Raw genomic sequence first — 26492 nt, 5'->3', positions numbered from 1 at the left:
GCCGAGGCAGGAGGCCATGCGTACACCCCGTAGGACCCCCACGAACGGCGCCGAGGCGCCGTCCCCCGCCCGCGGCCGCCGCGCACACGCCGGACCACCGGCCGACGAGGGCCTGGACGAGCCGGTGGGCGCCGTACCCGACGAGCCGCCCACGCACGCGGGGCGATGGCTGATACGCCCGCGCACCGTACGGGCCAAGATCGTCTGCCTGCTGATGGTGCCGGTCGTCTCGCTGCTGGCCCTGTGGGCGTACGCCACCGTCACCACCGCTCAGGACGTCTCCAGGCTGCGGCAGTTGCAGCGCGTGGACGCCGAGATCCGATCCCCCGTCGCGGCCGCCGTCGCGGCGCTCCAGGCGGAACGCGCGGCCGCGGTCCGCTATGCGACCGACCCTGCCGGCAGCCGAAGCGGCGACCTCAAGACTCTCGCGGAACGCACGGACAAGGCAGTGGCCGAGCTCCGCCTCGGCGACGACAACACCGTCGCCGACGCAGAGGAGCTGCCCGCCGGAGTGGCCCAGCGACTTGAGGCCTTCGTCTCCGGAGCCGAGCAACTGCGCTCCCTGCGGACCGCGGTGCTCGACCGCAGGGCCGGCTGGGGCGAGACGTACGGGCGCTACACACGCACCATCGCGACCGCCTACGGAGTGGGCGGCGCCCTCACCGGCATCCAGGACGCCGAACTCGGCTCCGACGCGCGCGTGCTGCTCGAGTTCTCCCGCGCGAGCGAGGCGCTGGCCCAGGAGGACGTCCTGCTGGCCGGTGCCCGACTCGCCGGCCGTCTGGACGGTGAGCGGCTGCGGCTGTTCACCGGCGCGGTCGACACACGCCGCGCCCTGACCGAGTCCGCCGTCGCCGACCTGCGCGGGCCCGAACGCGCCGCCTGGCAGGAACTCGCCGGCGGCAGTGACTTCGCCGACGTGGGCACCGTCGAGGACAAGGTCCTCGCGAGCCGCGCGGGCGTGGCGGCGATCGGCGCGGCGCCCGAAGCGACGTGGACCAAGGCGCACGCACGTGTGCAGGACGCCATGCGGACCATCGAGGAGGGCGCGGGACGGGGCGTCGCGGACCGGGCCGACCCGTTCACGCGCGGACTGCTCACCCCGGCCGGAGCCGCTGTCCTGCTGGGCCTCGCCGCCGTTGCCGCCTCCCTCGTCATCTCCGTACGCATCGGACGCGGCCTGGTCGTCGAACTGGAGGGCCTGCGCAACAGCGCTCTGGAGATCGCCCGGCGCAAACTCCCCGAAGCCATGCGGAAGCTGCGCGCGGGGGAGGAGATCGACGTCCAGGCCGAGGCCCCGCCGGGACCGCCCGCGGAGGACGAGACGGGACAGGTCGCCGAGGCCCTGGGCACCGTGCACCGCGCCGCACTCCGGGCCGCCGTGGAACGCGCCGAACTCGCCAGCGGCATCTCCGGCGTCTTCGTCAACCTCGCCCGCCGCAGCCAGGTCCTGGTCCACCGCCAGCTGAGCCTCCTGGACAGCATGGAGCGCCGCTCCGAGGACCCGGGCGAGCTCAGCGACCTCTTCCGGCTCGACCACCTCACCACCCGTATGCGGCGCCACGCGGAGAGCCTGATCATCCTCTCCGGAGCGGCACCCGGCCGGGCCTGGCGCATGCCGGTCTCCCTGACCAACGTGGTCCGCGCCGCCGTCTCGGAGGTCGAGGACTACGCGCGCGTGGAGGTGCGCCAGCTCCCCGAGGCGTCCGTCGTCGGCGGAGCCGTCGCCGACCTCACCCACCTCCTGGCCGAGATCGTCGAGAACGCCGCGCAGTTCTCACCCCCGCACACGCGCGTGCGCATCACCGGCGAGCCCGTCGGCAACGGCTATGCCGTGGAGGTCGAGGACCGGGGGCTCGGCATGGGCAAGGAGACCCTCGCCGAGGCCAACCGGCGCATCGAACAGTCCGAGGCGCTCGACCTGTTCGACAGCGACCGGCTCGGGTTGTTCGTGGTCAGCAGGCTCGCGGCCCGGCACGGCATCAAGGTCCATCTGAGGACCTCGCCCTACGGCGGCACCACCGCGGTCGTCCTGCTGCCCACCGCCCTGCTGCACAGCGGCGCGGAGGAACGTTCCCCCCGCAAGGCGGTCGACCAGGAACGCGAGTACGCGCGCATGCCCGGCGCCGCGCGGCTGCAGGAGTCCGTCCACGCGTCCGCCGACCGGCCCGCCCTGGTGGCCCCGGTGCCGGCCGCCGCGGAGAGCAGGGCGGAGGCCCCCGCGGCGGCACGGGCGGAGAGCGGGTCCGACACCCCGCCCCCCGGAGTCGCCACCTTGCGACTGCACCGGCCCCCGGAGGACTCCGAGGAATCGGACGACCTCCCGCGCCGTGTCCGGCAGGCGAACCTCGCCCCCCAACTGCGCGAACCACGCACCGAGGAACCACAACCGCAGCACGACGCACGCGGCGAGGACCGGCGCACCCCCGAGCTCGTGCGGGACCGGATGGCGGCCTATCGCGACGGCTGGGCACGCGGCGGCGGCCGTCGGCCCGGTCGCGGTGCCACCCCGGATTCCCCCGCGGTCAGCGACAGCAGCGAAGGAGACCACGCATGATCCAGGACCCCGGTATGAGGGCCGCCCAGCGGTCGGGTGAACTCGACTGGCTGCTGGACGACATGGTGCTGCGCGTCAGCGAGGTACGGCACGCCGTGGTGCTGTCCAACGACGGTCTCGCCGTGGGCTCCTCGAGCGATCTGCGTCGCGAGGACGCCGAACACCTGGCCGCGGTCGCCTCCGGCTTCCACAGCCTCGCCAAGGGCGCGGGCCGGCACTTCGGCGCCGGCGGAGTGCGCCAGACGATGGTGGAGATGGACGACGGCTTCCTGTTCGTGGCGGCCGCGGGCGACGGCTCCTGCCTCGCCGTCCTCACCGCCGTGACCGCGGACATCGGCCTGGTGGCCTACGAGATGGCACGACTGGTCAAACGCGTCGGCGAGCACCTGTACACGGCACCGCGCGTCGCCGCGCGGCCGCCCGCCGGATGAGACGAGAAGGCGGTCCACGCTCATGACGGAGGACAGGACCGGCGCCCCGCGCGAGCCGGGCAGCCAGTGGTACGACGGTGAGGCCGGGCCTCTGGTGCGGCCGTACGCCATGACGGGCGGACGCACCAAACCCGGGCCCACCGGGGTGCGCTTCGACCTGATCGCGCTGGTCACCCTGGACGCGGCCGCGCCCGGCGCCGACGACGACACCGCGCTCGGGCCGGAACACCGGGCCCTGATCGAACTGTGCCGCGTCGAGACCCAGTCGGTCGCCGAACTCGCCGCGGGTGCCGATCTGCCCGTCGGTGTGGTCCGGGTGCTCCTCGGCGACCTCCTGGAACTCGGCTGCGTCACCGTCAGCCGTCCGGTACCGCCCGCGCAGCTTCCTGACGAACGGATTCTGCGCGAGGTCATCGAAGGGCTGCGGGCACTCTAGATGAAACTTCGTAACCGAACACGCGCGAGTCGGTCACAACGGGCTAATAGTGGTCCAACCCCTCGAAGGGGTGCCGCAGTTGTCATCATGCTGACTTCGCACACCTGCATCGCCGACCGTTGCCGGTACTCCCGAGAGAAGTGATCGATGGTCTCCGAGACTTCCGATGCCCAGGGCGGCGAGCAGACCGCGCTGGCGTTGAAGATACTGGTCGCCGGCGGGTTCGGCGTGGGCAAGACCACCCTGGTGGGCGCGGTCAGTGAGATCAGGCCGCTGCGCACCGAGGAACTGCTCAGCGAGGCCGGGCAGCTGGTCGACGACACCGACGGCGTGGACCAGAAGGTCACGACCACGGTCGCGATGGATTTCGGCCGCATCACCATCCGGTCCGGCCTCTCCCTCTACCTCTTCGGCACCCCGGGACAGGACCGGTTCTGGTTCCTGTGGGACGAGCTGTCGCAAGGCGCGCTCGGTGCCGTGGTCCTCGCCGACACCCGGCGCCTGGAGGACTGCTTCCCCGCGGTCGACTACTTCGAGCACCGGCACATCCCGTTCGTCGTGGCCGTCAACTGCTTTGCGGGCGCCCGCACTTACGGCGCCGGCGACGTCTCCCGCGCCCTCGATCTCGACCGCGGAACCCCGGTCGTGCTGTGCGACGCCCGGGACCGCGACTCGGGCAAGGAAGTGCTGATCCGGCTCGTGGAGTACGCGGGACGGATGCACACCGCCCGGCTGCTCGACTCGGTGGGCTGACCCCGGCGACTCGGCGGTCCGGCCCGGACCCCGTACAAAGGTTCGGCCAACTTCCGCGCCATGGCCCGTCCTCCTTGCCCACCGCCCGGTCCTCGGGAAGGGTGGATGGAGATCCTCCGGCCAGGGGGAGACGTCAAACGGGGAGAGCGGGAACATGGCGCAGAACCAACGACTCGGCTGGCTGCTGGACGACTTGACCGAGCGTGTCGACCATGTGCGGCACGCGCTGGTCCTGTCCAACGACGGCCTGGTGGCGGGGGCCAGCACGGGCCTGCGGCGTGAGGACGCCGAGCACCTCGCCGCCGTCGCCTCCGGGCTGCACAGCCTGGCCAGGGGGACGGGACGCCACTTCGGGGCGGGCAGAGTACGGCAGACCATGATCGAGTTCGATGACGCGGTGCTCTTCGTCACGGCGGCGGGCACCGGCAGCTGTCTGTGCGTGCTCAGTGCCGCCGAGGCCGACATCGGGCAGATCGCCTACGAGATGACGCTCCTGGTCAATCGCGTCGGCGAGCACCTCGGCGTGGACGTCCGGCAACCCGAGCGGGGTTCGGCCATAGACCTCTGACCTGCTGCTTCTCCCTCCCCCGAGGAGTTATCCACAGGCTCGCCGCGAGATCCGCCGGACCGGCTACGGTTTTTTCACGGCGAGCGCACTCAGCGTGAGCGAGCGACTCCACGGGGGAGTACCACCATGTCAGGCAGCACCATCACCAAGCCTCACCAGCTGTCCTACGCACCGAGCCGCGCGGCTCGGGAACTCGGGCTGAAACGAAGCGAGTTCGACCTGGCCGTCCATCTCGGCCACATCGAGACGGTCCCCGACGAGGGAGGCGGGGGCCGCAGGGTCACCCGCTCCGAGATCAACCGGCTGCGCACCGAGGAGGGCTTCAGGGAGGCCCTCCTGGAACGCGTGCGGGTGGTGGGCACCAGCGAGGGCGCGGCCGTCATGAACGTGCCCTCCGGCAGGTTCACCCGGCTGGCGCGACTGGGTGTGGTGGCGCCGGTGCGCTTCCATCTCAACCGGTACCGGGCCGTGGTCTGGCTGTATCTGGCGGAGGAACTCCGGCAGGTCGCGGCCGACGAGGGCAACTCCGCCCTGTTGAACGCCCGTCGCACCCCCGAGGGGCTGCGTGACCTGCTGGACGCGGGGGTGGACCTGCGGGCACGCAACTGGCGTGCGCGGCACAGGAAGTTCCTGCTGCGCGTGGCCGACGGGCCGTGGGAGAGCGCCGGGGCCCTCTCCGCGTTCCTCGACCCGGCCCGGATCGCGGAAATCGTCCCTGACCCCTACGAGCGCTCTCACCTGCTGAGGTTCCGGCCGGGCCCACCGTCCCAGAGCGCCCAGGGCTCCCCGGCCGCCCACCTTACCGAGAGGATCATGACGGCCGACGACCCGGACGAGATCAGCAGGCTGTGGGCCGACCTGGCCCGGACACTGGAGGACGCCCGCAGGCTCCGCCCGGCGCCACGGCCCGCAGCGGAACAGGCCCCTCCCGCATCCGAGCCCGCTTCGCCCGCGCCGGAGCGACCGGCCCGCGGCATGCTCGGCTGGCTGCGCCGCAGAAGCGTCTGACCTGTTGCCCCTGGAGCGCCCGGCCTACGCCAGCGCCCGGAACAGCCCTTCCTGGACCACGGACACGAGCAGCCGTCCCTCCAGGTCGTAGATCCGGCCGCGGGCCAGACCCCGCCCACCCGTGGCGATCGGCGACTCCTGGTCGTACAGGAACCACTCGTCCGCGCGGAACGGCCGGTGGAACCACATGGCGTGGTCCAGCGAGGCGATGTCGAAGCTGCGCGGGCCCCACAGCGGCTCGACCGGGATGCGGACGGCGTCCAGGAGGGTCATGTCACTGGCGTAGGTCAGCGCGCAGGTGTGCACGACGGGGTCGTCGCCGAGCGGCCCGACCGCGCGCATCCACACCGCGCTGCGCGGCTCGGCGTCCTTGACGTCCTCGCGGGTCCAGCGCAGCCGGTCCACATAGCGGATGTCGAAGGGCTGGCGGCGCGCCATCCGCTCCAACTGCTCGGGCAGCTCGCCCAGATGCCCCCGGATCTCCTCGGTCACCGACGGCAGCGACTCCGGGTCCGGCACCTTGCGGGCCGGCGGCAGCTGGTGCTCGAAGGAACCTTCCTCAGGCTTGTGAAAGGAGGCGGTGAGATTGAAGATCGTGCGCCCCTGCTGCACGGCGGTGACCCGGCGGGTCGTGAACGACCTGCCGTCCCGCACCCGTTCGACCTGGTACACGATCGGCACCCCGGGCCGGCCCGGCCGCAGGAAGTACGCGTGCAGCGAGTGCACCGGACGGTCGCCCTCGGTGGTGCGGTTGGCGGCGACCAGCGCCTGGCCCGCGACCTGGCCGCCGAAGACCCGCTGCAGGGACTCGTTGGGGCTGAGGCCACGGAAGATGTTGACCTCGATCTGCTCCAGGTCGAGCAGGTCGACCAGTCTCTCGGCCGGGTTCGTCATGGGTGGGATTCTCCAGTGCTCACAGCTGGCCGACGTCGGTGACACGGATGACCGCGCGGCCCTCCGCGTCGGAGGCCGTCAGGTCGACCTCCGCGCTGACGCCCCAGTCATGGTCGTCGTTCGGGTCGTCGAAGATCTGACGGACACGCCACAGGCGGTTCTCCGGCTCCTCCTCGATCAGGAGCAGCTTGGGCCCACGGGCGTCGGGACCGGTGCCGAGGTCCTCGTACTCGTCCCAGTACTTGTCCATCGCCTCGCCCCAGGCGTCGGCGTCCCAGCCGGACTCGGCGTCCATCTCGCCCAGCTCCTCGACCTGGTCCAGGGCGGCGAGTTCGACCCGGCGGAACATGGCGTTGCGGACGAGGACCCGGAAGGCCCGCGCGTTGGTGGTGACCGGCTTGACCTCGTCGGCCTTCTCCTGGGCCTCCTCGGCGGTCATCTCCTCCGGGTTGGCGAGCTGCTCCCACTCGTCGAGCAGGCTGGAGTCGACCTGGCGCACCATCTCGCCGAGCCACTCGATGAGGTCCTGCAGATCCTCGGACTTGAGGTCGTCCGGGATGTTGTGGTCCAGCGCCTTGTAGGCGCTGGCGAGGTAACGCAGGACAATGCCCTCGGTGCGAGCAAGCTCGTAGAAGGACACCAACTCCGTGAAGGACATGGCCCGTTCGTACATGTCACGGATGACGGACTTCGGGGAGAGCGGATGGTCGCCTACCCAGGGATGGCTCTTGCGGTACGTGTTGTACGCGTGGGAGAGCAGCTCCTCCAAGGGCTTGGGGTAGCTGATGTCCTGGAGGCGCTCCATGCGCTCCTCGTACTCGATGCCGTCCGCCTTCATCGCGGCGACGGCCTCGCCCTTGGCCTTGTTCAACTGGGCGACGAGGATCTGCCGTGGATCGTCCAGCGTCGATTCCACGACCGACACCATGTCCAGGGCGTAGGACGGCGAATCGGGGTCGAGGAGTTCGAACGCGGCGAGGGCGAAGGTGGACAGCGGCTGGTTGAGCGCGAAGTCCTGCTGGAGGTCGACGGTGAGGCGGACGATGCGGCCGCCCGCGTCCGGCTCGTCGAGCTTCTCGACGATGCCGCCGTCCAGCAGCGAGCGGTAGATGGCGATGGCGCGGCGGATGTGCTTGAGCTGCGCCTTGCGCGGCTCGTGGTTGTCCTCCAGCAGATGCCGCATCGCCTCGAAGGCGTTGCCGGGACGGGCGATCACCGACAGCAGCATCGTGTGCGTCACCCGGAAACGGGACGTCAGCGGCTCCGGGTCGGAGGCGATGAGCTTCTCGAAGGTGTTCTCCGTCCAGCCGACGAAACCCTCGGGAGCCTTCTTGCGGACCACCTTGCGGCGCTTCTTCGGGTCGTCGCCCGCCTTGGCGAGCGCCTTCTCGTTCTCCACGACGTGCTCGGGCGCCTGCGCGACGACGAAGCCCGCCGTGTCGAAGCCGGCGCGTCCCGCGCGGCCGGCGATCTGGTGGAACTCACGGTTGCGCAGGGTCCGGACCCGGTTGCCGTCGTACTTGGTGAGGGCCGTGAACAGCACGGTGCGGATGGGGACGTTGACGCCCACGCCGAGCGTGTCCGTGCCGCAGATGACCTTCAGCAGACCGGCTTGCGCGAGCTTCTCCACCAGACGCCGGTACTTCGGCAGCATGCCGGCGTGGTGGACGCCGATGCCGTGCCGTACGTAACGGGAGAGGTTGCGGCCGAACTTGGTGGTGAAGCGGAAGTTGCCGATCAGATCGGCGATCTGCTCCTTCTCCTCCTTCGAGCACATGTTGATGCTCATGAGGGCCTGCGCCCGCTCCACGGCCTGCGCCTGTGTGAAGTGCACGATGTAGACCGGTGCCTGCTTGGTCTGGAGGAGCTCGGTCAGGGTCTCGGTGAGCGGGGTGAACTTGTACTCGTAGGAGAGCGGGACCGGACGGGTCGCCGAGCGGACCACCGCCGTCGGGCGGCCGGTGCGCCGGGTGAGGTCCTTCTCGAACATCGAGACGTCGCCGAGTGTGGCCGACATCAGGATGAACTGCGCCTGCGGCAGCTCCAGGATGGGGATCTGCCAGGCCCAGCCGCGGTCGCCCTCCGCGTAGAAGTGGAACTCGTCCATCACGACCTGGCCGACGTCCGCCTGCTTGCCGTCGCGCAGCGCGATCGACGCCAGCACCTCGGCGGTGCAGCAGATGACCGGGGCGTCGGCGTTGACGGAGGCGTCGCCGGTGAGCATGCCGACGTTCTCGGTGCCGAAGATCTTGCACAGCTCGAAGAACTTCTCCGAGACCAGCGCCTTGATCGGAGCCGTGTAGAAGGTGACCTCGTCACGGGCCAGGGCGGCGAAGTGCGCGGCCGCCGCGATCATGCTCTTGCCGGAGCCGGTGGGCGTCGAAACGATCACGTTCGCACCGGAGACCACCTCGATCAGCGCCTCCTCCTGATGGGGGTAGAGCGTGATCCCGCGCTCCTCGGCCCACGACTCGAAGGCTTCGTAGAGGGCGTCGGGGTCTGCGGTCTGCGGCAGCTGATCGATGAGGGTCACCCACCCATCTTGCCTGCCCTTCCACCCCAGAGGGGAATCGGATGCGGCTACAAAGATCACGACCAGTACGCTGTGTCGCCGACACAGCGTCAGCGCGGCCGGTCAACTGGACAGCGGCACAAGAGGAATGGGGCGGGCAACGGCCATGATGGGACCAGCACACTCACTGTCGGGAGCCGCCGCCTGGCTGGGCGTCGGAGCGGCCGCCGCCGCGGCGGGGCACACCATGCCCTGGCCGGTGCTGCTGGCCGGCGCCCTGATCTGCGCCGGGGCCGCCCTCGCCCCCGACCTCGACCACAAGGCCGCCACCATCTCGCGGGCCTTCGGGCCCGTCTCACGCGGACTGTGCGAGATCGTCGACAAGCTCTCCTACGCCGTCTACAAGGCGACGAAGAAGCAGGGCGACCCCCGTCGCTCCGGCGGGCATCGCACGCTCACCCACACCTGGCTGTGGGCCGTGCTGATCGGCGCGGGTGCCTCGGTGGCGGCGATCACCGGTGGCCGCTGGGCCGTCCTCGCCATCCTCTTCGTGCACATGGTGCTGGCCATCGAGGGCCTGCTGTGGCGGGCGACCCGTGGCTCCAGCGCCGACATCCTCGTCTGGCTGCTGGCCGCGACCAGCGCGTGGATCCTCGCCGGCGTCCTGGACCAACCGGGCAACGGCTCGGACTGGCTGTTCACGCAGCCGGGGCAGGAGTACCTGTGGCTGGGCCTGCCCGTGCTGCTGGGCGCACTGGTCCACGACATCGGGGACGCGCTGACGGTCTCCGGCTGCCCGATCCTGTGGCCGATCCCGGTGGGCCGCAAGCGCTGGTACCCGATCGGGCCGCCCAAGGCGATGCGGTTCCGGGCGGGCAGCTGGGTCGAGCTGAAGGTGCTGATGCCGGCGTTCATGGTGCTCGGCGGCGTGGGCTGCGCTGCGGCCCTCAACTTCATCTGAGGAAGCGGCCGGGGCGCGGTGCCCGTGCCGTCTTCACGGCAAGCTCACTTCTCGGAGCCCGTCCCGCCGCCGTACCGTCGCTCGAACTGCGCGATGCGTCCCTCGGAGTCCACCGTCCGGGCCTTGCCGGTGTAGAAGGGGTGACTCTCGGAGGAGATCTCCACGTCGACCACGGGGTAGGTCTCGCCGTCGTCCCACACGATGGTCTGCTCGCTCGTCGCGGTGGACCGGGTGAGGAAGGCGTAGCCGGCGGCGCGGTCGCGGAAGACGACCTCACGGTAGTCGGGGTGCTTGTCCTGCTGCATACGTGCTCCTCGGGGTCAGCCGGACAGGGTGTCCTCGTCGACGATGTGCATCGCGGCCTCCTCGGCCGACGCCGCCGCACCGTCGATGCCCACGTCCGTGGCGATCAGCGCGCTCTCCTCGTCCTCATGGGCGCCCTCGTCGGGGGCCACGAGGCGGCCGGAGCGACGGGCGCCCACCTCGTTGTCCAGGAGTTCGCCGTCGGTGCCGTCGGCGTCGCCGATGCCGTCACCGTCGGGCACCGGGGTGTCCGGCAGCTCCTCGGCGAGCCGCTGGTCCAGGGTCTCGCGCTCGGACACCGCCACACCGGTGTGCTCGACCGCCCAGGGACGCTCCGGAGGGGACCAGCCGCGGTCGAGGGGATCACCGACACCGTCGTACTCCAGGGTGTCCTCAGCGTCCAGCAGTCCCGCGTCGTCCTGGATCTCGGACCCGTCGGGCTGGTAGACGTCGTCTCCCCATCCGTCGGCGCTGTTCACGGATACCTCCAGGTGATGGGGCCGGGCCCGCGGCCACCGCGGCCGCCGCGGTGTGGGCACAGGCTACGTCGGGCGTGCCACGCACGGTTCCCGAACGCTCCCCGAACCGGTGCCGCTCTCCAGACTTCCACCCCTTTTCACCCCCGCGCAACGGCACGGAGCGCGGACGGGCCCGGACACAGGGAGGCCGGGCCGCGTCACACCTGGTCGGCGGAGGGACACCCCGGGCGGCGGGCGCGGGGCCGCGCGGTCCCCGTTCGGCGGAGAGCCGCGGGCCGGGGCACGCGGTGGCGCTGTCGCTGGTGTGGCGCCGGACCTGGTGTGGTCGTGCTCCTGGTGTGGTGGCGCATCTGGTGGGCGCGGAGGCCCGAACTGCCCGGACCGGGGATCGCCTCGCCGGACGCCGGATGCCGGATGCCGGATGCCGGACGCCGAATGCCAGGTGCCGGATGCCTGACGCCTGTGACCGGAGGCCATGCACCGACCGCCAGACGCCTGCGACCGGACCATGCGCCGACCGCCAGACGCCCGAGACCGGAGGCCACGCACCGAACGCCAGACACCGAACCGCTCCCGCCTGGCGCCCGACGCCGGAGGCCATGCGCCAGACAACGACGCCAGCCCCCGCCCCCTCCCCGCACACCGAACAGCCGGAAGCCGCCGTACCGAAGTACGACGGCTCCCGACCACCCGGCCCTGCTCAACCGGTTCAGCCGGCGCAGCCGCCGGCCCCGGCGTCACCCGTGCCAGGACCTCCACAGCGCCGCATACGCCCCGTCCGCCGCGACCAGCTCGTCGTGGCTGCCCAGCTCGCTGATCCGGCCGTTCTCCACGACCGCGATGACATCGGCGTCGTGGGCGGTGTGCAGCCGGTGGGCGATGGCGACGACGGTGCGGCCGTCGAGGACGCGGGCCAGGGACCGCTCCAGGTGCCGGGCCGCGCGCGGGTCCAGGAGCGAGGTCGCCTCGTCGAGGACCAGCGTGTGCGGGTCGGCCAGCACCAGACGGGCCAGCGCGATCTGCTGGGCCTGGGCGGGAGTCAGCGAGAACCCGCCCGAGCCCACCTCGGTGTCCAGACCCTGGTCGAGTCCCCGCGCCCAGTCGTCCGCGTCGACCGCGCCCAGTGCCGCCCACAGTTCCGCGTCGGCGGCGTCGGTGCGGGCGAGGAGCAGGTTGTCGCGCAGGGAGCCCACGAAGACGTGGTGCTCCTGGTTGACCAGGGCCACATGGGAGCGGACCTGCTCGGCAGGCATCCGGGACAGCTCCGCGCCGCCGAGGGTGATCCGGCCGTCCCGGGGTGCGTAGATCCCCGCGAGCAGCCTGCCCAGGGTGGACTTGCCCGCCCCGGACGGTCCCACCAGCGCGAGACGTGTGCCGGGGGCGACCTCCAGGGACACCTTGCGCAGCACGTCCACGCCCTCGAGGTAGCCGAAGTGCACCCGGTCCGCGTGCACATGGCGACCGTCGGGGGCCACCGAGTCGTCACCGGCGTCCGGTTCGACGTCCCGGACCCCGACCAGCCGGGCCAGCGACACCTGGGCGACCTGCAACTCGTCGTACCAGCGCAGGATCAGCCCGACCGGGTCGACGAGCATCTGCGCGATGAGCGCACCGGTCGTCAGCTGACCGACGTCGATCCAGCCCCGCAGGACGAACACACCGCCGACCATCAGGACGGAAGCGAGGATCATCACGTGGGCGACGTTGATGAACGGGAACAGCACCGACCGCAGCCAGAGCGTGTACCGCTCCCACGCCGTCCACTCCTTGATCCGCTGCTCCGACAGCTCGACCCGGCGCTCGCCGAGGCGCTGGGCCTCGACGGTGCGCCCGGCGTCCACGGTCTCGGCGAGCGCGGCGGCGACGGCCGCGTACCCGGCGGCCTCCGAGCGGTAGGCGGACGGCGCCCGCCTGAAGTACCAGCGGCAGCCGATCACCAGCACCGGGAGGGCGAGAAACACCGCGGCGGCCAGCGGGGGCGCGGTGACGACGAGTCCGCCGAGCAGCAGGAACACCCACACCACACCGATCGACAGCTGCGGCACGGCCTCGCGCATCGCGTTGGCCAGCCGGTCGATGTCGGTGGTGATCCGGGACAGCAGATCACCCGTGCCGGCCCGTTCCAGGACACCCGGCGGCAGGCCGACCGACCGCACGAGGAAGTCCTCGCGCAGATCGGCCAGCATCCGCTCGCCGAGCATCGCGCCGCGCAGCCGTACCTGCCGTACGAACACGGCCTGCACGGCGAGCGCGAGCACGAACATCCCTGCCGTCAGCTCCAGATGGAGCTCCCGAGCACCCTCGGACACTCGCTCCACGAGCCCGCCGAGGAGCCAGGGCCCCACCATCGACGCCACCACGGACACCGTGTTGACGACGATCAGGACGAGAAACGCACGGCGATGTCTGCGGAACAGCTCGCCCACGTATGCGCGTACGGTCGCGGAGCCCCCGACGGGCAGGGTGTTCGCCGTCGTCGGGGCCGCCGGGTCGTACGCCGGTGGCGCCACGCCGATCATGCCGTCTCCTCGATCTCTTCCAGCACGCCCTTCAGGGCGGCCTCGTCTGCTTCTTCGTCGGTCTCGCGGGTCACGACCGCGCGGTACCGGGGTTCGGTGCGCACCAGCTCGCGGTGCACGCCCACGGCCGCGACCTCACCCTCGTGCACCAGCACCACCCGGTCCGCGTGGTCCAGGAGCAGCGGCGACGAGGTGAACACCACGGTCGTACGGCCGGACCGCAGATCGCGTATGCCGTCGGCGATCCGGGCCTCGGTGTGCGAGTCCACGGCCGAGGTCGGCTCGTCCAGGACCAGCACCTCCGGGTCCGTGAACAGGGACCGGGCCAGTGCGAGCCGCTGGCGCTGGCCGCCCGACAGGGAGCGCCCGCGTTCGGTGATACGGGCGTCCATCGGGTCCCGGGCGTCGAGCGAGCCCTGGACCAGGGCGGCCAGCACGTCCTCGCACTGGGCGGCGGCCAGCGCGTCGCGCGGGTCGACGTCACCCGAGGCGGGCACGTCGAGCAGCTCGCGCAGCGTGCCGGACAGCAGCACCGGGTCCTTGTCCTGGACCAGCACGGCGGTCCGCGCGACGGACAGCGGCAGTTCGTCCAGCGGCACCCCGCCCATCAGCACGGACGTGCCCTCCTCGGCGGGGTGGCCGCCGAGCCGCTCCGCCAGCGCCCCCGCCGCGTCCGGGTCGCCGCACACCACGGCGGTGAGCCGCCCGGAAGGGGCGAGAAGACCGGTCGCCGGGTCGTACAAGTCGCCGGCCGGTGGCTCGCCGGACAGCGACCCTTCGGCGGACGTGGCCCGCTCCAGCGACAGCACCCGCGCGGCCCGGCGGGCCGACGGACGGGAGAAGGAGTACGCCATGGCGATCTCCTCGAAGTGCCGCAGCGGATAGGTGAGGATCATGACCGAGCTGTAGGCGGTGACCAGCTCGCCGATCTCGATCCGGCCCTCGCGGGCCAGGCCCACGCCGTGCCAGACGACCGCGATCAGCAGCAGCCCCGGCAGCAGCACCTGGATCGCGGAGATCAGGGACCACATGCGGGCGCTGCGCACGGCCGCGTGGCGCACCTCCTGCGAGGCCCGGCGGTAGCGGTCGAGGAAGAGGTCCTCGCCGCCGATGCCGCGCAGCACCCGCAGTCCGGCGACGGTGTCCGAGGCCAGTTCGGTGGCCCGGCCCGCCTTCTCCCGCTGGAAGTCGGCCCGCCGGGTCGCCCGCGGCAGCAGCGGCAGCACGGCCACGGCCAGCACGGGCAGCCCCACGGCCACGACCACGCCGAGCGCGGGCTGGTAGACCACCAGGCCCACACAGACGATCACGATGGTCAGGGCGGCCGCGGTGAACCGGGAGACGGCCTCCACGAACCAGCCGATCTTCTCGATGTCACCGGTGGAGACGGCCACGACCTCACCGGCCGAGACCCGCCGGGTCAGCGCCGAGCCCAGCGAGGAGGCCTTGCGGGCCAGCAGCTGCTGGACGCGCGCGGCGGCGGTGATCCAGTTGGTGATGGCGGTGCGGTGCAGGAAGGTGTCACCGATCGCGTTGCCCGCGCAAGCGAGCGCCAGCAGCCCGCCCGCGAGGGCGAGTCGGGTACCCGAACGGTCGACGACGGCCTGCACGGCGAAGCCCACACAGAACGGCAGCGCGGAGACGGACGTGAAGTGCAGCAGTCCCCAGGCGAGGGACTTGAGCTGTCCGCCCAGCTGGTTCCGGAACAGCCACCACAGGAACCGGGGACCCGAGCGCGCGTCCGGTACACCCGGATCCGGATACGGAAGGTCTTGAATCTGCATGACGGATGTCGTCCCAGTGGCTCGTGTCAGGGGGTGGAAGGACCGCGGTCGGCGGTAGCAAACCGTGAAAGGTTCGCGTCATTGCGTGGTCGGGGGCAAACGGTTTTCCGCGCGCGGGGTGCGACCATGGCGGAGTGCGGAGCGATGTACGACATGTGGTGATCTGCGGAATCCTCCTGGCGGCGCTGTCCGCCTGCGGGGCCGGCGAACGTCATCCGGTGACCCACACGGAGAGGCCGAAGGCCACCGCCCCCACCGCGCCCACCGGCATCCCGGGCATCGGAGTCCGCTTCCAGCGCCGTGTCCCCGCGGACTCCCGTCAGGTGGTGGCGGTCTATGGCGACGGCAAGGAGTCAGCGGATTCCACGGTCGTCCTCTACGGCAAGCGCGGTGCCGCCTGGGAGCGGCTGCGCAGCTGGCCCGCGCACAACGGCAGGAAGGGCTGGACGACGGACCACCGTGAGGGCGACAAGCGCAGCCCCGTGGGGGTGTTCACTCTCACCGACGCGGGCGGGGTCCTGAAGGACCCCGGCTCGAAACTTCCCTACACACAATCCGCCGCCTTCGCCGTCCCGCGCTGGTGGGACGAGTCCCACCGGCATGACTTCGACCACGTCATCGCCATCGACTACAACCGGGTCAAAGGCACCCCGCCGAACGACCCGACGCGCCCCGAGGGGGCAGCCAAGGGCGGCGGGATCTGGCTGCATCTGGACCACGGAAGCGGTACGTCCGCCTGCGTCAGCCTGTCCAGAGCGGCGATGGAGCATCTGCTGCGCACGCTCGATCCGGACCAGCATCCTGTGGTGGTGATGGGGGACAGGGCCGACCTGGCGAGCTAGCACTCACGCAGGACGCCTCATTGCGGAGGGTGCCCAACTCACCGTAGAACACGGCCATGAAGAGACGGATCATCATGTCCATGCTCGCCGGGGCGACCCTCGTGGCGAGCACCCTCCTCGGGGCGGCACCCGCCCAGTCGGCCGGAACGACAGCCCGATCCACGGGCGCGTCGGCCCGATCCGCCGACGTGCCCGCCGAGTTCGGCTCCGACTGGCACGACCCCGTCACCGCCGCCCCGCCCGTCACCAAGCCCTCCGGCAAGTCCTGCCAAGTCACCCTGGCCGAGGCCCAGTTCCGTGACTTCACGCCGTACAAGGGGACTTACACCCCGCCGGAGGGCTGCGGAGACCGCTGGAGCAAGGTCGTCCTGCGGATGGACGGCAAGGTGAAGGGCCGTCAGTACGACCGGCTCGGATATCTGCACATCGGCGGGGTCGAGATCTTCCGTACGTCGACTCCGCAGCCCTCGCCCGACGGCATCGAGTGGTCGGTCGAGAAGGACGTCACCCGCTACAGCGACACCCTGCGCGGCACCCGGGACGTCGAGATGCTCATCGGGAACGTCGTCGACGACACGTACACCGGGATCATCGACGTCAAGGTCACGCTGACCTTCTACGCGGCCGGCCGTCCCGCCGCCCGCACCCCCGACCAGGTCCTCACCCCGGCCGACGGCACCGTCACCACCCCGCGCAACAGCGAACGCATCGTCGCCGAGGTGTACGCCACCGGCTCCGGCGGTGGCTGCGAGGAGTACTGGTATCTGACGGTGCCGGACGAGGCGCCGTACTCCTGCAAGGCCGCGGGCGGTCCCTACCGGGAGGTCCAGATCAAGGTCGACGGCCAACTCGCCGGAATCGCCGCGCCGTTCCCGCACGTGTGGACCGGCGGCTGGTCCAACCCCTTTCTCTGGTACGTGATTCCGGGCCCCCGTGCCTTCGACATCAAGCCGATCGAATACGACCTGACGCCGTTCGCCGGGATCCTCAACGACGGCCGCCCGCACCGCATCGAGGTCGACGTCGTCGGCGTCCCCGAGGGGCAGACCGGCTGGAGCGCCCCCGTGAACGTCCTGGTCTGGCAGGACGCCAAGCGCACTCAGGTCACCGGCAGGCTCACCGCGCACTCCGCCGGTGACCTCACCAACTCCTCGACGTACACACCGGGTTCGGAGCACCGGCTGGACACCGAGGGTGCCCACCGGCTCACCGTCGCCGGCTACGTCGACACCTCGCACGGGCGGGTCGCGACCACCGTCCGCCGCTCCCTGGCGAACACCTCCACGCACCGCTGGACCGACGGCGAGAACCTCGACGCACTCAAAGCGACCTGGACGGACGACGAGTCGGTCACCGTCGACGGGCGCGGCCCGGCCCGGACCACGCGCACGCACCGGACGTACACGATGGACGGCATCACGACGATCGGCGCGGACGACCGGCTGCGGACCGTGCTGACCCTCGGTGACCGTGCCTCGGCCGCCCTCGACGGCCGGCGCACCCAGTGGCTCGACGACACCTACACCGGCGACGCCACCTGGACGCTCAACGTTCCGCGCGACCAGCGGCACGCGGTCGGCACGACGAGCGAGCGGTACCGGCTGTACGGGCCGAACGGCTGCTACGACCGGTCGCTGACCAGTGTGCAGGGCGTACTGACCGAGGACCGTAAGGGCTGCTGAGGGGAGTTGTGTGCGATGCGTCACTCAGGGCGTGATTTACGCGGCTGAAACGCGGCGGTCTTGTGCGGGATCAACGGCGCGGTCAAAGTGATCGCCACGGAAGCCGCTTTCCGTATCGCAGAAGTCTCCGACGTCCCCTTGGGGCCTCTGTGCACCCACGTTCCCCACAAGGAGTGCCCGTGCCGCCGTCCGTCCCGTCCCTGCCGCGACGCGTCGCACGCATACTGCGTACCTCACTCTTCGCCCAGGTCGCCGTCGCGCTGGTCCTCGGCATCGTTGTCGGAAAGCTGTGGCCCGGCTTCGCCTCGGACCTCCAGCCGCTCGGCGACGGCTTCATCCGGCTCATCAAGACGATCATCTCGCCACTCGTGTTCTGCGTGGTCGTCGTCGGGATCGCCAAGGCCGGTGACCTCAAGGCCTTCGGCCGGATCGGGCTCAAGGCGCTGATCTGGTTCGAGGTGGCGAGCACGCTCGCCCTGCTCATCGGTCTGCTCGCCGCCAACGTCGTCCAGCCCGGCTCGGGCATGAACGTCGACCCGTCGACGCTGGACGCCTCGGCGGTCGACGCCAAGACGGGCGGCGGCGCCCTGCCCTCGACGACCGAGTTCATCGTCAACGCGATCCCGACCAGTTTCATCGGCGCCTTCGCCGAGAACGCGCTGCTCCAAGTCCTCATCCTGGCCTGCCTGGTGGGCGCCGCGCTGCTCCACCTCGGCCACACCAAGGTGCCGCAGGTGCTGCCCGCCATCGAGCAGGCGCAGGAGATCATCTTCGCGGTCGTCGGCTTCATCATGCGCCTCGCCCCGATCGCCGTGTTCGGTGCGATGGCCGTCCTGATCGGCAACTACGGCCTCGGCGTCATCGAGACCTACGCCAAGCTGATCATCCTGTGCTACGCGGCCGCCGCGCTCTTCATCGCGCTGCTCGCCATCGCGCTCAAGCTGCTCACCGGGCTCAGCCTCTGGAAGTTCCTGCGCTACATCCGCGAGGAGATGCTGCTCGCTCTCGGCACCGCCTCCACCGAGTCCGTCATGCCGCGGGTGATGCAGAAGCTGCGCAAGGCGGGCGCCCGTGACGACGCGGTGGGTCTGGTGCTGCCGACCGGCTACTCCTTCAACCTCGACGGTGCCTCGCTCTACCTCTCCATCGGCACCCTCTTCATCGCCCAGGCCGTCGGCGTGGACCTCACGCTCGGCCAGCAGGTCACCGTCATCCTGGTGCTGATGCTGACCAGCAAGGGCATGGCGGGCATCCCGGGTTCGGCGTTCCTCGCCCTGTCGGCGACCGCCTCCTCGCTGGGTGCGATCCCGGCCGGCGCCGTCGCCCTGCTCCTCGGTGTCGACCGGATCATGGACTCGATGCGCGTCGTGACGAACCTGCTCGGCAACTGTGTCGCCGTCTTCGCGGTGTCCCGTTGGGAGGGCGCCCTGGACCTGGACAAGGCGAAGAAGGTGCTGGACGAGGGGAAGGCCGAGCCTGACCCCGAGGAGGAGGTCGTCGAGGCGGTCGTACCCGCTCAGAAGACGAAGGAGACGGCTTCCGGGGTCAGTTGACCCCAGTAGGACGCTTGACCCCAGCAGTACGACGAAGAAGGCCGCGGCACACCGCCGCGGCCTTCTTTCATGCCGTCAGCAACGCTTCCCGGGCTCGGGCGCCGCCCCGTCCACCAACGTGTCCAGCAACACGCCCAACACCGCGCGCTCCTTCTGTGTCAGCGGCTCCAGGATCTCCGCCGCCGCCGACCTGCGCGCTTCCCGCAGCTCCCGCAGCGCCTTGCGCCCGTCGTCCGTGAGCTCGATCCGGATGACCCGCCGGTTGGTCGGATCCGGAACCCGCCGCACCTTGCCGCTCACCTCGAGGCCGTCGACCAACGACGTCACCGCGCGCGGTACGACCTCCAGCCGCTCGGCCAGATCGGCCATGCGCGGCGGCGAACCGTAGTGCGCGAGCGTGCGCAGCAGCCGCGACTGGGCAGGTGTGACGCCCAGACCGCTCTGCTCGATGTGCCGCTTCTGGATGCGGTGCACACGCCGCGTGAACCGGAGCAGCTGCTCGGCGAGCAGGCCGTCGGAATCGGGGGTGGTCATACGGGAACAATAACAGGACCATGTGCATTGTGAGTATAGGTAACAATGAGCTATGGTCCTGAGTCTCACGCAATCAGCCTCCCGAAGGAGCCCATGCACCCCGACAACGAACTCAAATGGACGCCGGCCGGCAACTCACCGGAGCAGCCCCGGCAGGTCCGCCGCATCCTGAAACTCTTCCGCCCCTATCGCAGCCGTCTCGCCGTGGTGGGCCTCCTGGTCGGCGCCGCGTCGCTGGTCTCGGTCGCCACGCCCTTCCTGCTGAAGGAGACGCTGGACGTCGCGATCCCCGAGGGCCGCACCGGGCTGCTCAGCCTGCTTGCGCTCGGCATGATCCTCAGTGCCGTGCTGACCAGCGTCTTCGGCGTCCTGCAGACCCTGATCTCCACGACGGTCGGCCAGCGCGTCATGCATGATCTGCGCACCGCCGTCTACGACCGCCTCCAGCGGATGTCGCTCGCGTTCTTCACGCGCACGCGCACCGGCGAGGTCCAGTCCCGTATCGCCAACGACATCGGCGGCATGCAGGCGACCGTCACCTCGACCGCCACCTCGCTGGTCTCCAACGCCACCAGCGTCGTCGCCACGATCGTCGCGATGATCGCCCTGGACTGGCGCCTGACCGTCGTATCGCTCCTGCTCCTGCCGGTGTTCGTGTGGATCAGCCGCCGCGTCGGCAACGAACGCAAGAAGATCACCACCCAGCGCCAGAAGCAGATGGCCGCGATGGCCGCCACCGTCACCGAGTCCCTCTCGGTCAGCGGCATCCTGCTCGGCCGCACCATGGGCCGCTCCGACTCGCTCACCCGGTCCTTCTCGGACGAGTCCGAGCGCCTGGTCGACCTCGAAGTGCGGTCCAGCATGGCCGGGCGCTGGCGCATGGCCGTCATCACGATCGTCATGGCCGCCATGCCCGCCGTCATCTACTGGACGGCCGGCCTCGCCCTCCAGACGGGCGGCCCGCAGGTCTCGATCGGCACCATCGTCGCCTTTGTCTCGCTCCAGCAGGGCCTCTTCCGCCCCGCTGTCAGCCTGCTGGGCACCGGCGTCCAGATCCAGGCCTCGCTCGCGCTCTTCCAGCGCATCTTCGAGTACCTCGACCTGCCCGTCGACATCACCGAGCGCGAGAACCCGGTCCACCTCGACGAGATCAAGGGCGAAGTCCGTCTGGAGGGCGTGGAGTTCCGGTACGACGACAAGGGCGCTCCCATCCTCGACGGCATCGACATCACCGTCCCCGCCGGCGGCAGCCTCGCCGTCGTGGGCCCGACCGGCGCCGGAAAGTCCACGCTGGGCCACCTGGTCCCGCGGCTCTACGACGTGACGGGCGGCCGCGTCACCCTCGACGGGGTCGACGTGCGCGACCTCGACTTCGACACCCTCGCCCGCGCGGTCGGCGTCGTCTCCCAGGAGACGTACCTCTTCCATGCCTCGGTCGCCGAGAACCTGCGCTTCGCCAAGCCCGACGCCACCGACGAGGAGCTCCACGCGGCGGCGCGCGCGGCCCAGATCCACGACCACATCGCGAGCCTGCCCGACGGCTACGACACGGTCGTCGGCGAGCGCGGCCACCGCTTCTCCGGCGGCGAGAAACAGCGCCTGGCCATCGCCCGTACGATCCTGCGCGACCCGCCGGTCCTCATCCTCGACGAGGCGACCAGCGCACTGGACACCCGTACCGAGGCGGCCGTGCAGGACGCCATCGACGCCCTGTCCGCCAATCGCACCACCCTCACCATCGCGCACCGTCTGTCCACCGTCCGCGGCGCCGACCAGATCGTGGTCCTGGACTCCGGGAGCGTGGCCGAGCGCGGCACGCACGAGGAACTGCTGGAGAAGGACGGACGGTACGCCGCCCTCGTACGCCGGGATGCTCAACTGGAACCGACAAGCTGAAGATATGCCGGGTTTGTAATGATGTGGGGGTTACCGTGCCCGCATGTACCAGAACACTCCGTCACGGAGCTCGATTCGACTGACCCGCCGGGGCCGTCTCGTCCTCATCGCGACCGGGGCCGTCGTGGCCGGCACCGCCGTGGCGGTGCCGCTGTTCAGCCTGGACAGCGACAAGGACGCCAAGCCCACCTCGCTGGTCATCCCCGAAGGCTGGCGCGCGAGCCAGATCTACGACGCCGTCGACAAGTCCCTCGCCCGCCCGGCCGGCACCACCAGGAAGGCGCTGGCCAAGGCCGCCCTCAAGCTGCCGAACGACGCCGAGGGCAACCCGGAGGGATACCTCTTCCCGGCGACGTATCCGCTGAACGACAGGACGACCCCCGAGTCGCTGCTGTCGTTCATGGTCAACACCGCGAACCAGAAGTTCAACGGGGCGCCGATCGCCGCCGGCGCCCAGCGCAACGCGATGAACGTCTACCAGGCCGTCACCATCGCGAGCATCGTCCAGGCGGAGGCCGCCACCAAGGCCGACATGGGCAAGGTCGCGCGGGTCATCTTCAACCGCCTGGAGCGCGGGATGCCGCTCCAGATGGACTCCACCATCAACTACGCGCTGAACCGCTCCACGCTGAAGACGACCGAGGCCGACACCCGGATCGACAGCCCCTACAACTCGTACCAGCGCATGGGCCTGCCGCCGACCCCGATCGACAACCCGGGCGAGGAGGCCGTGCGCGCCGCGATCTCACCGACGCCGGGCGACTGGCTGTACTTCGTCACGGTCAAGCCGGGCGACACCCGCTTCACGGCTGACTACGGGGAGCACCTGCGCAACGTGGCCGAGTTCAACGCGAACCAGAAGAGCGGCGGTGCGCAGACCTCGCAGTCGGCGCCGCCCGCACAGCCGAAGAAGTGACCCGGCGGGGCGTCAGACGGCGGCCTCCTCCCGCTTGGGTTCCCCTTCGAGCAGCCGCCTGATGTCCCGCACGGCCGCCCGGCCCGCCCGGTTGGCGCCGATGGTGCTGGCCGACGGGCCGTAGCCGACGAGATGGATCCGCGGGTCGGCGACCGCACGCGTCCCCTCGACCCGGATCCCGCCGCCCGGCTCACGCAGCTTCAGCGGCGCCAGATGGTCGACGGCGGCCCGGAACCCGGTCGCCCACAGAATGACGTCGGCCTCGACCTGCCGCCCGTCGTCCCACGCCACGCCCTCCGGGGTGATCCGGTCGAACATCGGCTGCCGGTCCAGCACCCCGTCCGCGAGGCCCTGCCGGATGGCGTCGTTGAGCGGCAGCCCGGTCACCGACACCACGCTCTTCGGCGGCAGTCCCTGCCGTACCCGCTCCTCCACGAGCGCGACGGCCGCCCGCCCCACGTCCTCGGTGAACGTCCCCTCGCGGAACACGGGAGGCCGCCGTGTGACCCAGGTGGTGGACGCCGCGTACGGGGCGATCTCCAGCAGATGCTGCGTCCCGGACGCGCCTCCGCCGACCACCACCACCCGCAACCCGGCGAACTCCTCGGGCCCGGGGTACTGCGCGGTGTGCAGCTGCCGCCCCCGGAACGTCTCCTGACCGGGATAGCGCGGCCAGAAGGGCCGGTCCCAGGTCCCGGTCGCGTTGATCAGCGCCCGCGTCGCCCAGGTCCCCGCAGAGGTCTCCACGAGCAGCCGCCCGCCGTCCCCCTCCCGCACCGCACGCACGTCCACGGGCCGCCGCACCCGCAGACCGAAGGTGCGCTCGTAGGTGTCGAAGTACTCGGTGATCACCGCGGAGGACGGTCGCGCGGGATCGGCGTCCGTGAGCTCCAACCCCGGCAGCGAGTGCATCCCGTGCACCTTGCCGTACGTCAGCGACGGCCACCGGAACTGCCAGGCGCCGCCCGGGCCGGGGGAGTGGTCCAGCGCGACGAAGTCGCGGTCCGGCTCGAAGCCCGTGCGGCGCAGGTGATAGGCGCTGGAGAGACCTGCCTGACCAGCGCCTATGACGACGACCTCAGTGTTGTTCACGTTTCTACTAACGGCCCCGGGGTCGTAGATCTTCCCTGACCAGCCCTCGCCGCGCGCCGGCGTGGTCGACGGCGGCAGGCCGGCGTTGAACCGCGTGTCCACGAAGTCGTCGAAGTCGACCTTCTTCGGGATCAGCTTCAGCTCGGTGAAGGTGTCGGCGATCTGCTGCTCCGAGGCGATGAGCGGCTTGGCGACAGCGACTGCGATCCGGGTGGAGTTGCTGCGCTGCACCGAGGCCAGCGCCACCTCGTAAGGCAGCCCCGTGTCCTTCGCCCAGACCTTGGCCCACTCCTCCTGGTGGCCGTGGACCCACTCCTGGGCACGCCGCAGCCGCTGCAGGTAGTCCTTGACCGCCGCGGCCTTCTTCTCGTCCGCCAGCGCACCCGGCGCCGCCACCTGGAAGTTGAGGCCGTTGACGACGCCCGCACCGCTGGTGAGGATGCTGCCCTGCCCGGCCTGAAGGACCTGTGAGGTGTACGGGTCCCAGACCGCCCACGCGTCGACCTTGCCGCTGGTGAACGCGGCCAGGGCGTCGGCCGGCTGGAGGTACTTGACCTTGACGTCGCCGAGCTCGATCCCGGCCTGCTTCAGCGAGGCGATGAGCTGGTAGTGCGCGGACGAACCCTGCGCGACGGCCACCGACTTGCCCTTGAGGTCGGTGGTCTTCTCCAGCACCGAGCCCTTGGGTACGAGGATGGCCTCGCCCTTGGAGGCGCCGTGCCAGGCCGCGACCACCTTGATCCTCGAGCCTGCGCCCGCCGCGAACACCGGCGGGGTGTTGCCGACCCCGCCGATGTCGACGGCCTTGGCGTTGACGGCCTCCAGCAGCGGGGGCCCGAGGTGAACGTGGACCACTTGATCTTGTAGTCGAGGCCCTCGAGTTCACCGGCGGCCCGCAGGATCGCCTCCGAACCGCCCTTCTGGTCACCGACGTCGAGCGTGAGCGAGCCCTGGCCGTCGGTGCCGGAGCCGGTACCGGCGGTGGTGCTGCCGCCGCAGGCGGTGAGCAGGAGGGCGAGCGGGAGGAGCGGGGCGGCGGGGGCGAGGCGTCGTCGCATGACGGTTCCGTTCATGGGGATGGGGGTGGTGGTTCAGGCGGCTTCGGCGGCGGTGTCGACGCCGAGCCGTTCCAGCAGGCCGGCGCGGAGTTCGGCGAAGCGCGGGTCGGCGATGTCGCGTGGCCGGTCCAGGTCGATGCGCTGCTCATGGGCGATGACGCCGTCGTCCATCACCAGGACACGGTCGGCGAGCAGGACGGCCTCCTCGACGTCGTGCGTGACGAGCAGGACCGCGCAGCCCCGCCGCTGCCACAACTCGCCCACCAGACGCTGGGCCTTGATACGGGTGAGCGCGTCGAGCGCGCCTGGGGGCACCTCCCGCGCCCGTTCAGGGCAGTGGGGGAGGCTCGTCGAGCAGCAGGAGATCGGGCTCGCGCACCAACGCCCTTGCCAGGGAGGCGCGTTGGGCCTCACCGCCGGAGAGGGTCTTGGGTCAGGCGTTCGTACGATGGCTCAGACCGACCTCCTCCAGGGCCTTGTCGGCGACGGTCCGGGCCGGTTTGCCGGGCAGGCCGAGCAGGACGTTGCGCCAGACCCTCTTCCACGGCATCAGGCGGGGCGCCTGGAAGGCGACGGCCTTGCGGCGCGGGACCAGGGCCGTGCCCTCGATGTCCCGGTCGAGCCCGGCGAGGATGCGCAGGAGGGTGGACTTGCCGCAGCCGCTGCGGCCGAGCAGAGCCACGAACTCGCCCGCCCGCACGTCGAGTCGGAGGTCGTCGATGACGGCACGGCCGCCGAAGGAGCGGGTCAGCCCCTCGACGCGCACCGCCCGGGTGTTCCGCCGGGTGCTCACCGGCCGGTGAACGTCGGTCGCCAGTGCAGCAGCAGCCTTTCGAGGGAGCGGACGATGAAGTCGGCGAGCAGACCGAGGAAGGCGTAGACGATCAGGCAGACCACGATGACGTCGGTCCGCAGGAAGTCCCGCGCCTGCACCATGAGGAACCCGATCCCCGAGTCCGCGTTGACCTGCTCCGCGAAGACCAGCGCGAACCAGGCGATGCCGAGCGAGTAGCGCAACCCGGTCAGGGCACCGGGGAGCGCGCCCGGCAGCACGACATGCCGCACCAGCCCCCACCGGGACAGCCCCAACGACTTGCCGGCCTCGATGAGTTGGGAGTCCACACCGCGGATGCCGGCGTAGACGTTGAGGTAGAGCGGGAAGGTCACGCCGAGCGTGATGATGGCGATCTCCGGCGCCTCACCGATGCCGAACCAGATGATGAACAGCGGGATCAGACCCACGAACGGCACGGTCCGCAGCATCTGGACAGGCCCGTCCACCAGATCGTCGCCGATCCTGAACAGGCCCGAGACCAGGGCGAGTCCGGTGCCGACGAGCGTGCCGAGGAGCAGCCCCGCCGCGACCCGTCGGAGCGAGGTGCCCATGGCGGAGGCCGGCGAACCGTCGGCGATCAGATCGCTCCCGACCTGGGCGATCCGCCCCGGGGAGGCCGGCACGTCGGAGGTCAACACGCCGGTGGAGCTGAGGACCTGCCACAGCAGGAGCAGGACCACAGGGCCGGTCGTGCGGCGCAGCCAGCGAGGGACGCGGGTGCGGCGGGAGGAAGTGGGGACGAGGGGTTCGAGCTCCAGCGGGGCATCGCTGCAGGGTATTTCGGAAATATCCGGCTCAGAGGCGCTGGGTGGGGCATGGCTGATGCTCATGAGTGCTCCACGGAGGGGGAGAGCGGGGCGCGCCGGAGCGCCGCCGCGT

Annotated in this window: 21 protein-coding genes and 2 pseudogenes; 12 read left to right on the top strand and 11 right to left on the bottom strand. The window is 70.8% G+C overall.

Annotation, left to right across the window (positions count from 1 at the left end; all coding sequences use genetic code 11):
- Nucleotides 1–16: 16 nt before the first annotated feature.
- The 6 genes from PH203_RS29165 to PH203_RS29140 all read left to right on the top strand — a co-directional run bounded on the left by PH203_RS29165 (nucleotide 17) and on the right by PH203_RS29140 (nucleotide 5753).
- Nucleotides 17–2557 carry a nitrate- and nitrite sensing domain-containing protein gene (locus tag PH203_RS29165; RefSeq protein WP_289923600.1) on the top strand — a complete coding sequence of 847 codons (2541 nt, stop codon included), beginning with the start codon at nucleotides 17–19 and terminating at the stop codon, nucleotides 2555–2557.
- Nucleotides 2554–2988, top strand: coding sequence for a roadblock/LC7 domain-containing protein (locus PH203_RS29160; protein WP_289923598.1), 435 nt, complete (start codon nucleotides 2554–2556; stop codon nucleotides 2986–2988). Before PH203_RS29165 ends, PH203_RS29160 begins: the two co-directional genes overlap by 4 nt.
- A gap of 22 nt (nucleotides 2989–3010) precedes the next feature.
- Nucleotides 3011–3424: a DUF742 domain-containing protein gene (locus PH203_RS29155; RefSeq protein ID WP_289923597.1), complete on the top strand. Its 414-nt coding sequence runs from the start codon at nucleotides 3011–3013 to the stop codon at nucleotides 3422–3424.
- Nucleotides 3425–3571: 147 nt separating this feature from the next.
- Nucleotides 3572–4177 (top strand): ATP/GTP-binding protein, encoded by a 606-nt coding sequence (locus tag PH203_RS29150; protein ID WP_289923596.1) that lies wholly within the window; start codon nucleotides 3572–3574, stop codon nucleotides 4175–4177.
- A 154-nt stretch (nucleotides 4178–4331) separates the two neighbouring features.
- Nucleotides 4332–4745 carry a roadblock/LC7 domain-containing protein gene (locus PH203_RS29145; RefSeq protein WP_289923594.1) on the top strand — a complete coding sequence of 138 codons (414 nt, stop codon included), beginning with the start codon at nucleotides 4332–4334 and terminating at the stop codon, nucleotides 4743–4745.
- Nucleotides 4746–4871: 126 nt separating this feature from the next.
- Complete coding sequence (locus tag PH203_RS29140; protein WP_289923592.1) at nucleotides 4872–5753, top strand: DUF6397 family protein; 882 nt, start codon at nucleotides 4872–4874, stop codon at nucleotides 5751–5753.
- A 24-nt stretch (nucleotides 5754–5777) separates the two neighbouring features.
- On the opposite strand, the gene PH203_RS29135 is transcribed toward PH203_RS29140, so the two are convergent.
- Entirely contained in the window at nucleotides 5778–6647 is an 870-nt protein-coding gene (locus PH203_RS29135; protein WP_289923591.1) for an acyl-CoA thioesterase II, read from the bottom strand.
- Nucleotides 6648–6666: 19 nt separating this feature from the next.
- On the bottom strand, nucleotides 6667–9180 hold the full coding sequence (locus PH203_RS29130) for a DEAD/DEAH box helicase (RefSeq protein ID WP_289923590.1): 2514 nt from the start codon (nucleotides 9178–9180) through the stop codon (nucleotides 6667–6669).
- Between the two features lie 145 nt (nucleotides 9181–9325).
- Here PH203_RS29130 and PH203_RS29125 point away from each other — a divergent pair, with 145 nt between their 5' ends.
- Nucleotides 9326–10120 (top strand): metal-dependent hydrolase, encoded by a 795-nt coding sequence (locus PH203_RS29125; protein ID WP_289923588.1) that lies wholly within the window; start codon nucleotides 9326–9328, stop codon nucleotides 10118–10120.
- 44 nt (nucleotides 10121–10164) lie between these two features.
- Here PH203_RS29125 and PH203_RS29120 read toward each other — a convergent pair whose 3' ends face one another.
- From PH203_RS29120 to PH203_RS29105, 4 genes are all read right to left on the bottom strand, one after another.
- Entirely contained in the window at nucleotides 10165–10425 is a 261-nt protein-coding gene (locus tag PH203_RS29120) for a type B 50S ribosomal protein L31 (RefSeq protein WP_289923586.1), read from the bottom strand.
- A gap of 15 nt (nucleotides 10426–10440) precedes the next feature.
- Nucleotides 10441–10902 (bottom strand): DUF5709 domain-containing protein, encoded by a 462-nt coding sequence (locus PH203_RS29115; protein ID WP_289923584.1) that lies wholly within the window; start codon nucleotides 10900–10902, stop codon nucleotides 10441–10443.
- Nucleotides 10903–11639: 737 nt separating this feature from the next.
- Nucleotides 11640–13421 (bottom strand): ABC transporter ATP-binding protein, encoded by a 1782-nt coding sequence (locus PH203_RS29110; protein ID WP_289923583.1) that lies wholly within the window; start codon nucleotides 13419–13421, stop codon nucleotides 11640–11642.
- Nucleotides 13418–15205: an ABC transporter ATP-binding protein gene (locus tag PH203_RS29105; RefSeq protein WP_289923582.1), complete on the bottom strand. Its 1788-nt coding sequence runs from the start codon at nucleotides 15203–15205 to the stop codon at nucleotides 13418–13420. The genes PH203_RS29110 and PH203_RS29105 overlap by 4 nt, the downstream gene beginning before the upstream one ends.
- A gap of 218 nt (nucleotides 15206–15423) precedes the next feature.
- Between PH203_RS29105 and PH203_RS29100 the strand changes: the two genes are divergently transcribed.
- From PH203_RS29100 to PH203_RS29090, 3 genes are all read left to right on the top strand, one after another.
- Nucleotides 15424–16047 (top strand): L,D-transpeptidase family protein, encoded by a 624-nt coding sequence (locus PH203_RS29100; protein ID WP_354671271.1) that lies wholly within the window; start codon nucleotides 15424–15426, stop codon nucleotides 16045–16047.
- A gap of 56 nt (nucleotides 16048–16103) precedes the next feature.
- Nucleotides 16104–17729 (top strand): peptide-N4-asparagine amidase, encoded by a 1626-nt coding sequence (locus PH203_RS29095; RefSeq protein ID WP_289923581.1) that lies wholly within the window; start codon nucleotides 16104–16106, stop codon nucleotides 17727–17729.
- A gap of 179 nt (nucleotides 17730–17908) precedes the next feature.
- Entirely contained in the window at nucleotides 17909–19282 is a 1374-nt protein-coding gene (locus PH203_RS29090) for a cation:dicarboxylase symporter family transporter (RefSeq protein ID WP_289923578.1), read from the top strand.
- Between the two features lie 75 nt (nucleotides 19283–19357).
- On the opposite strand, the gene PH203_RS29085 is transcribed toward PH203_RS29090, so the two are convergent.
- Nucleotides 19358–19816 carry a MarR family transcriptional regulator gene (locus PH203_RS29085; RefSeq protein WP_289923576.1) on the bottom strand — a complete coding sequence of 153 codons (459 nt, stop codon included), beginning with the start codon at nucleotides 19814–19816 and terminating at the stop codon, nucleotides 19358–19360.
- 93 nt (nucleotides 19817–19909) lie between these two features.
- On the opposite strand from PH203_RS29085, the gene PH203_RS29080 reads away from it, so the two are divergent.
- Nucleotides 19910–21712, top strand: coding sequence for an ABC transporter ATP-binding protein (locus tag PH203_RS29080; protein ID WP_289923575.1), 1803 nt, complete (start codon nucleotides 19910–19912; stop codon nucleotides 21710–21712).
- A gap of 43 nt (nucleotides 21713–21755) precedes the next feature.
- Nucleotides 21756–22628: an endolytic transglycosylase MltG gene (gene mltG, locus PH203_RS29075; protein WP_289923573.1), complete on the top strand. Its 873-nt coding sequence runs from the start codon at nucleotides 21756–21758 to the stop codon at nucleotides 22626–22628.
- Nucleotides 22629–22640: 12 nt separating this feature from the next.
- Here mltG and PH203_RS29070 read toward each other — a convergent pair whose 3' ends face one another.
- The 4 genes and pseudogenes from PH203_RS29070 to PH203_RS29055 all read right to left on the bottom strand — a co-directional run bounded on the left by PH203_RS29070 (nucleotide 22641) and on the right by PH203_RS29055 (nucleotide 26443).
- Nucleotides 22641–23720: an NAD(P)-binding domain-containing protein gene (locus PH203_RS29070; protein ID WP_289923672.1), complete on the bottom strand. Its 1080-nt coding sequence runs from the start codon at nucleotides 23718–23720 to the stop codon at nucleotides 22641–22643.
- Between the two features lie 60 nt (nucleotides 23721–23780).
- Nucleotides 23781–24778: pseudogene (locus tag PH203_RS29065) on the bottom strand (ABC transporter substrate-binding protein); the annotation flags it as partial.
- Nucleotides 24779–24811: 33 nt separating this feature from the next.
- Nucleotides 24812–25595: pseudogene (locus tag PH203_RS29060) on the bottom strand (ABC transporter ATP-binding protein).
- A complete protein-coding gene (locus tag PH203_RS29055; protein ID WP_289923571.1) occupies nucleotides 25568–26443 on the bottom strand; it encodes an ABC transporter permease in 876 nt (291 codons plus the stop codon). The pseudogene PH203_RS29060 and the gene PH203_RS29055 overlap by 28 nt, the downstream one beginning before the upstream one ends.
- Nucleotides 26444–26492 lie beyond the last annotated feature (49 nt).

It is taken from the genome of Streptomyces sp. S.PB5, from assembly GCF_030403745.1.
Lineage (GTDB): Bacteria > Actinomycetota > Actinomycetes > Streptomycetales > Streptomycetaceae > Streptomyces.
This window is presented reverse-complemented; position numbering and strand designations above follow the sequence as displayed.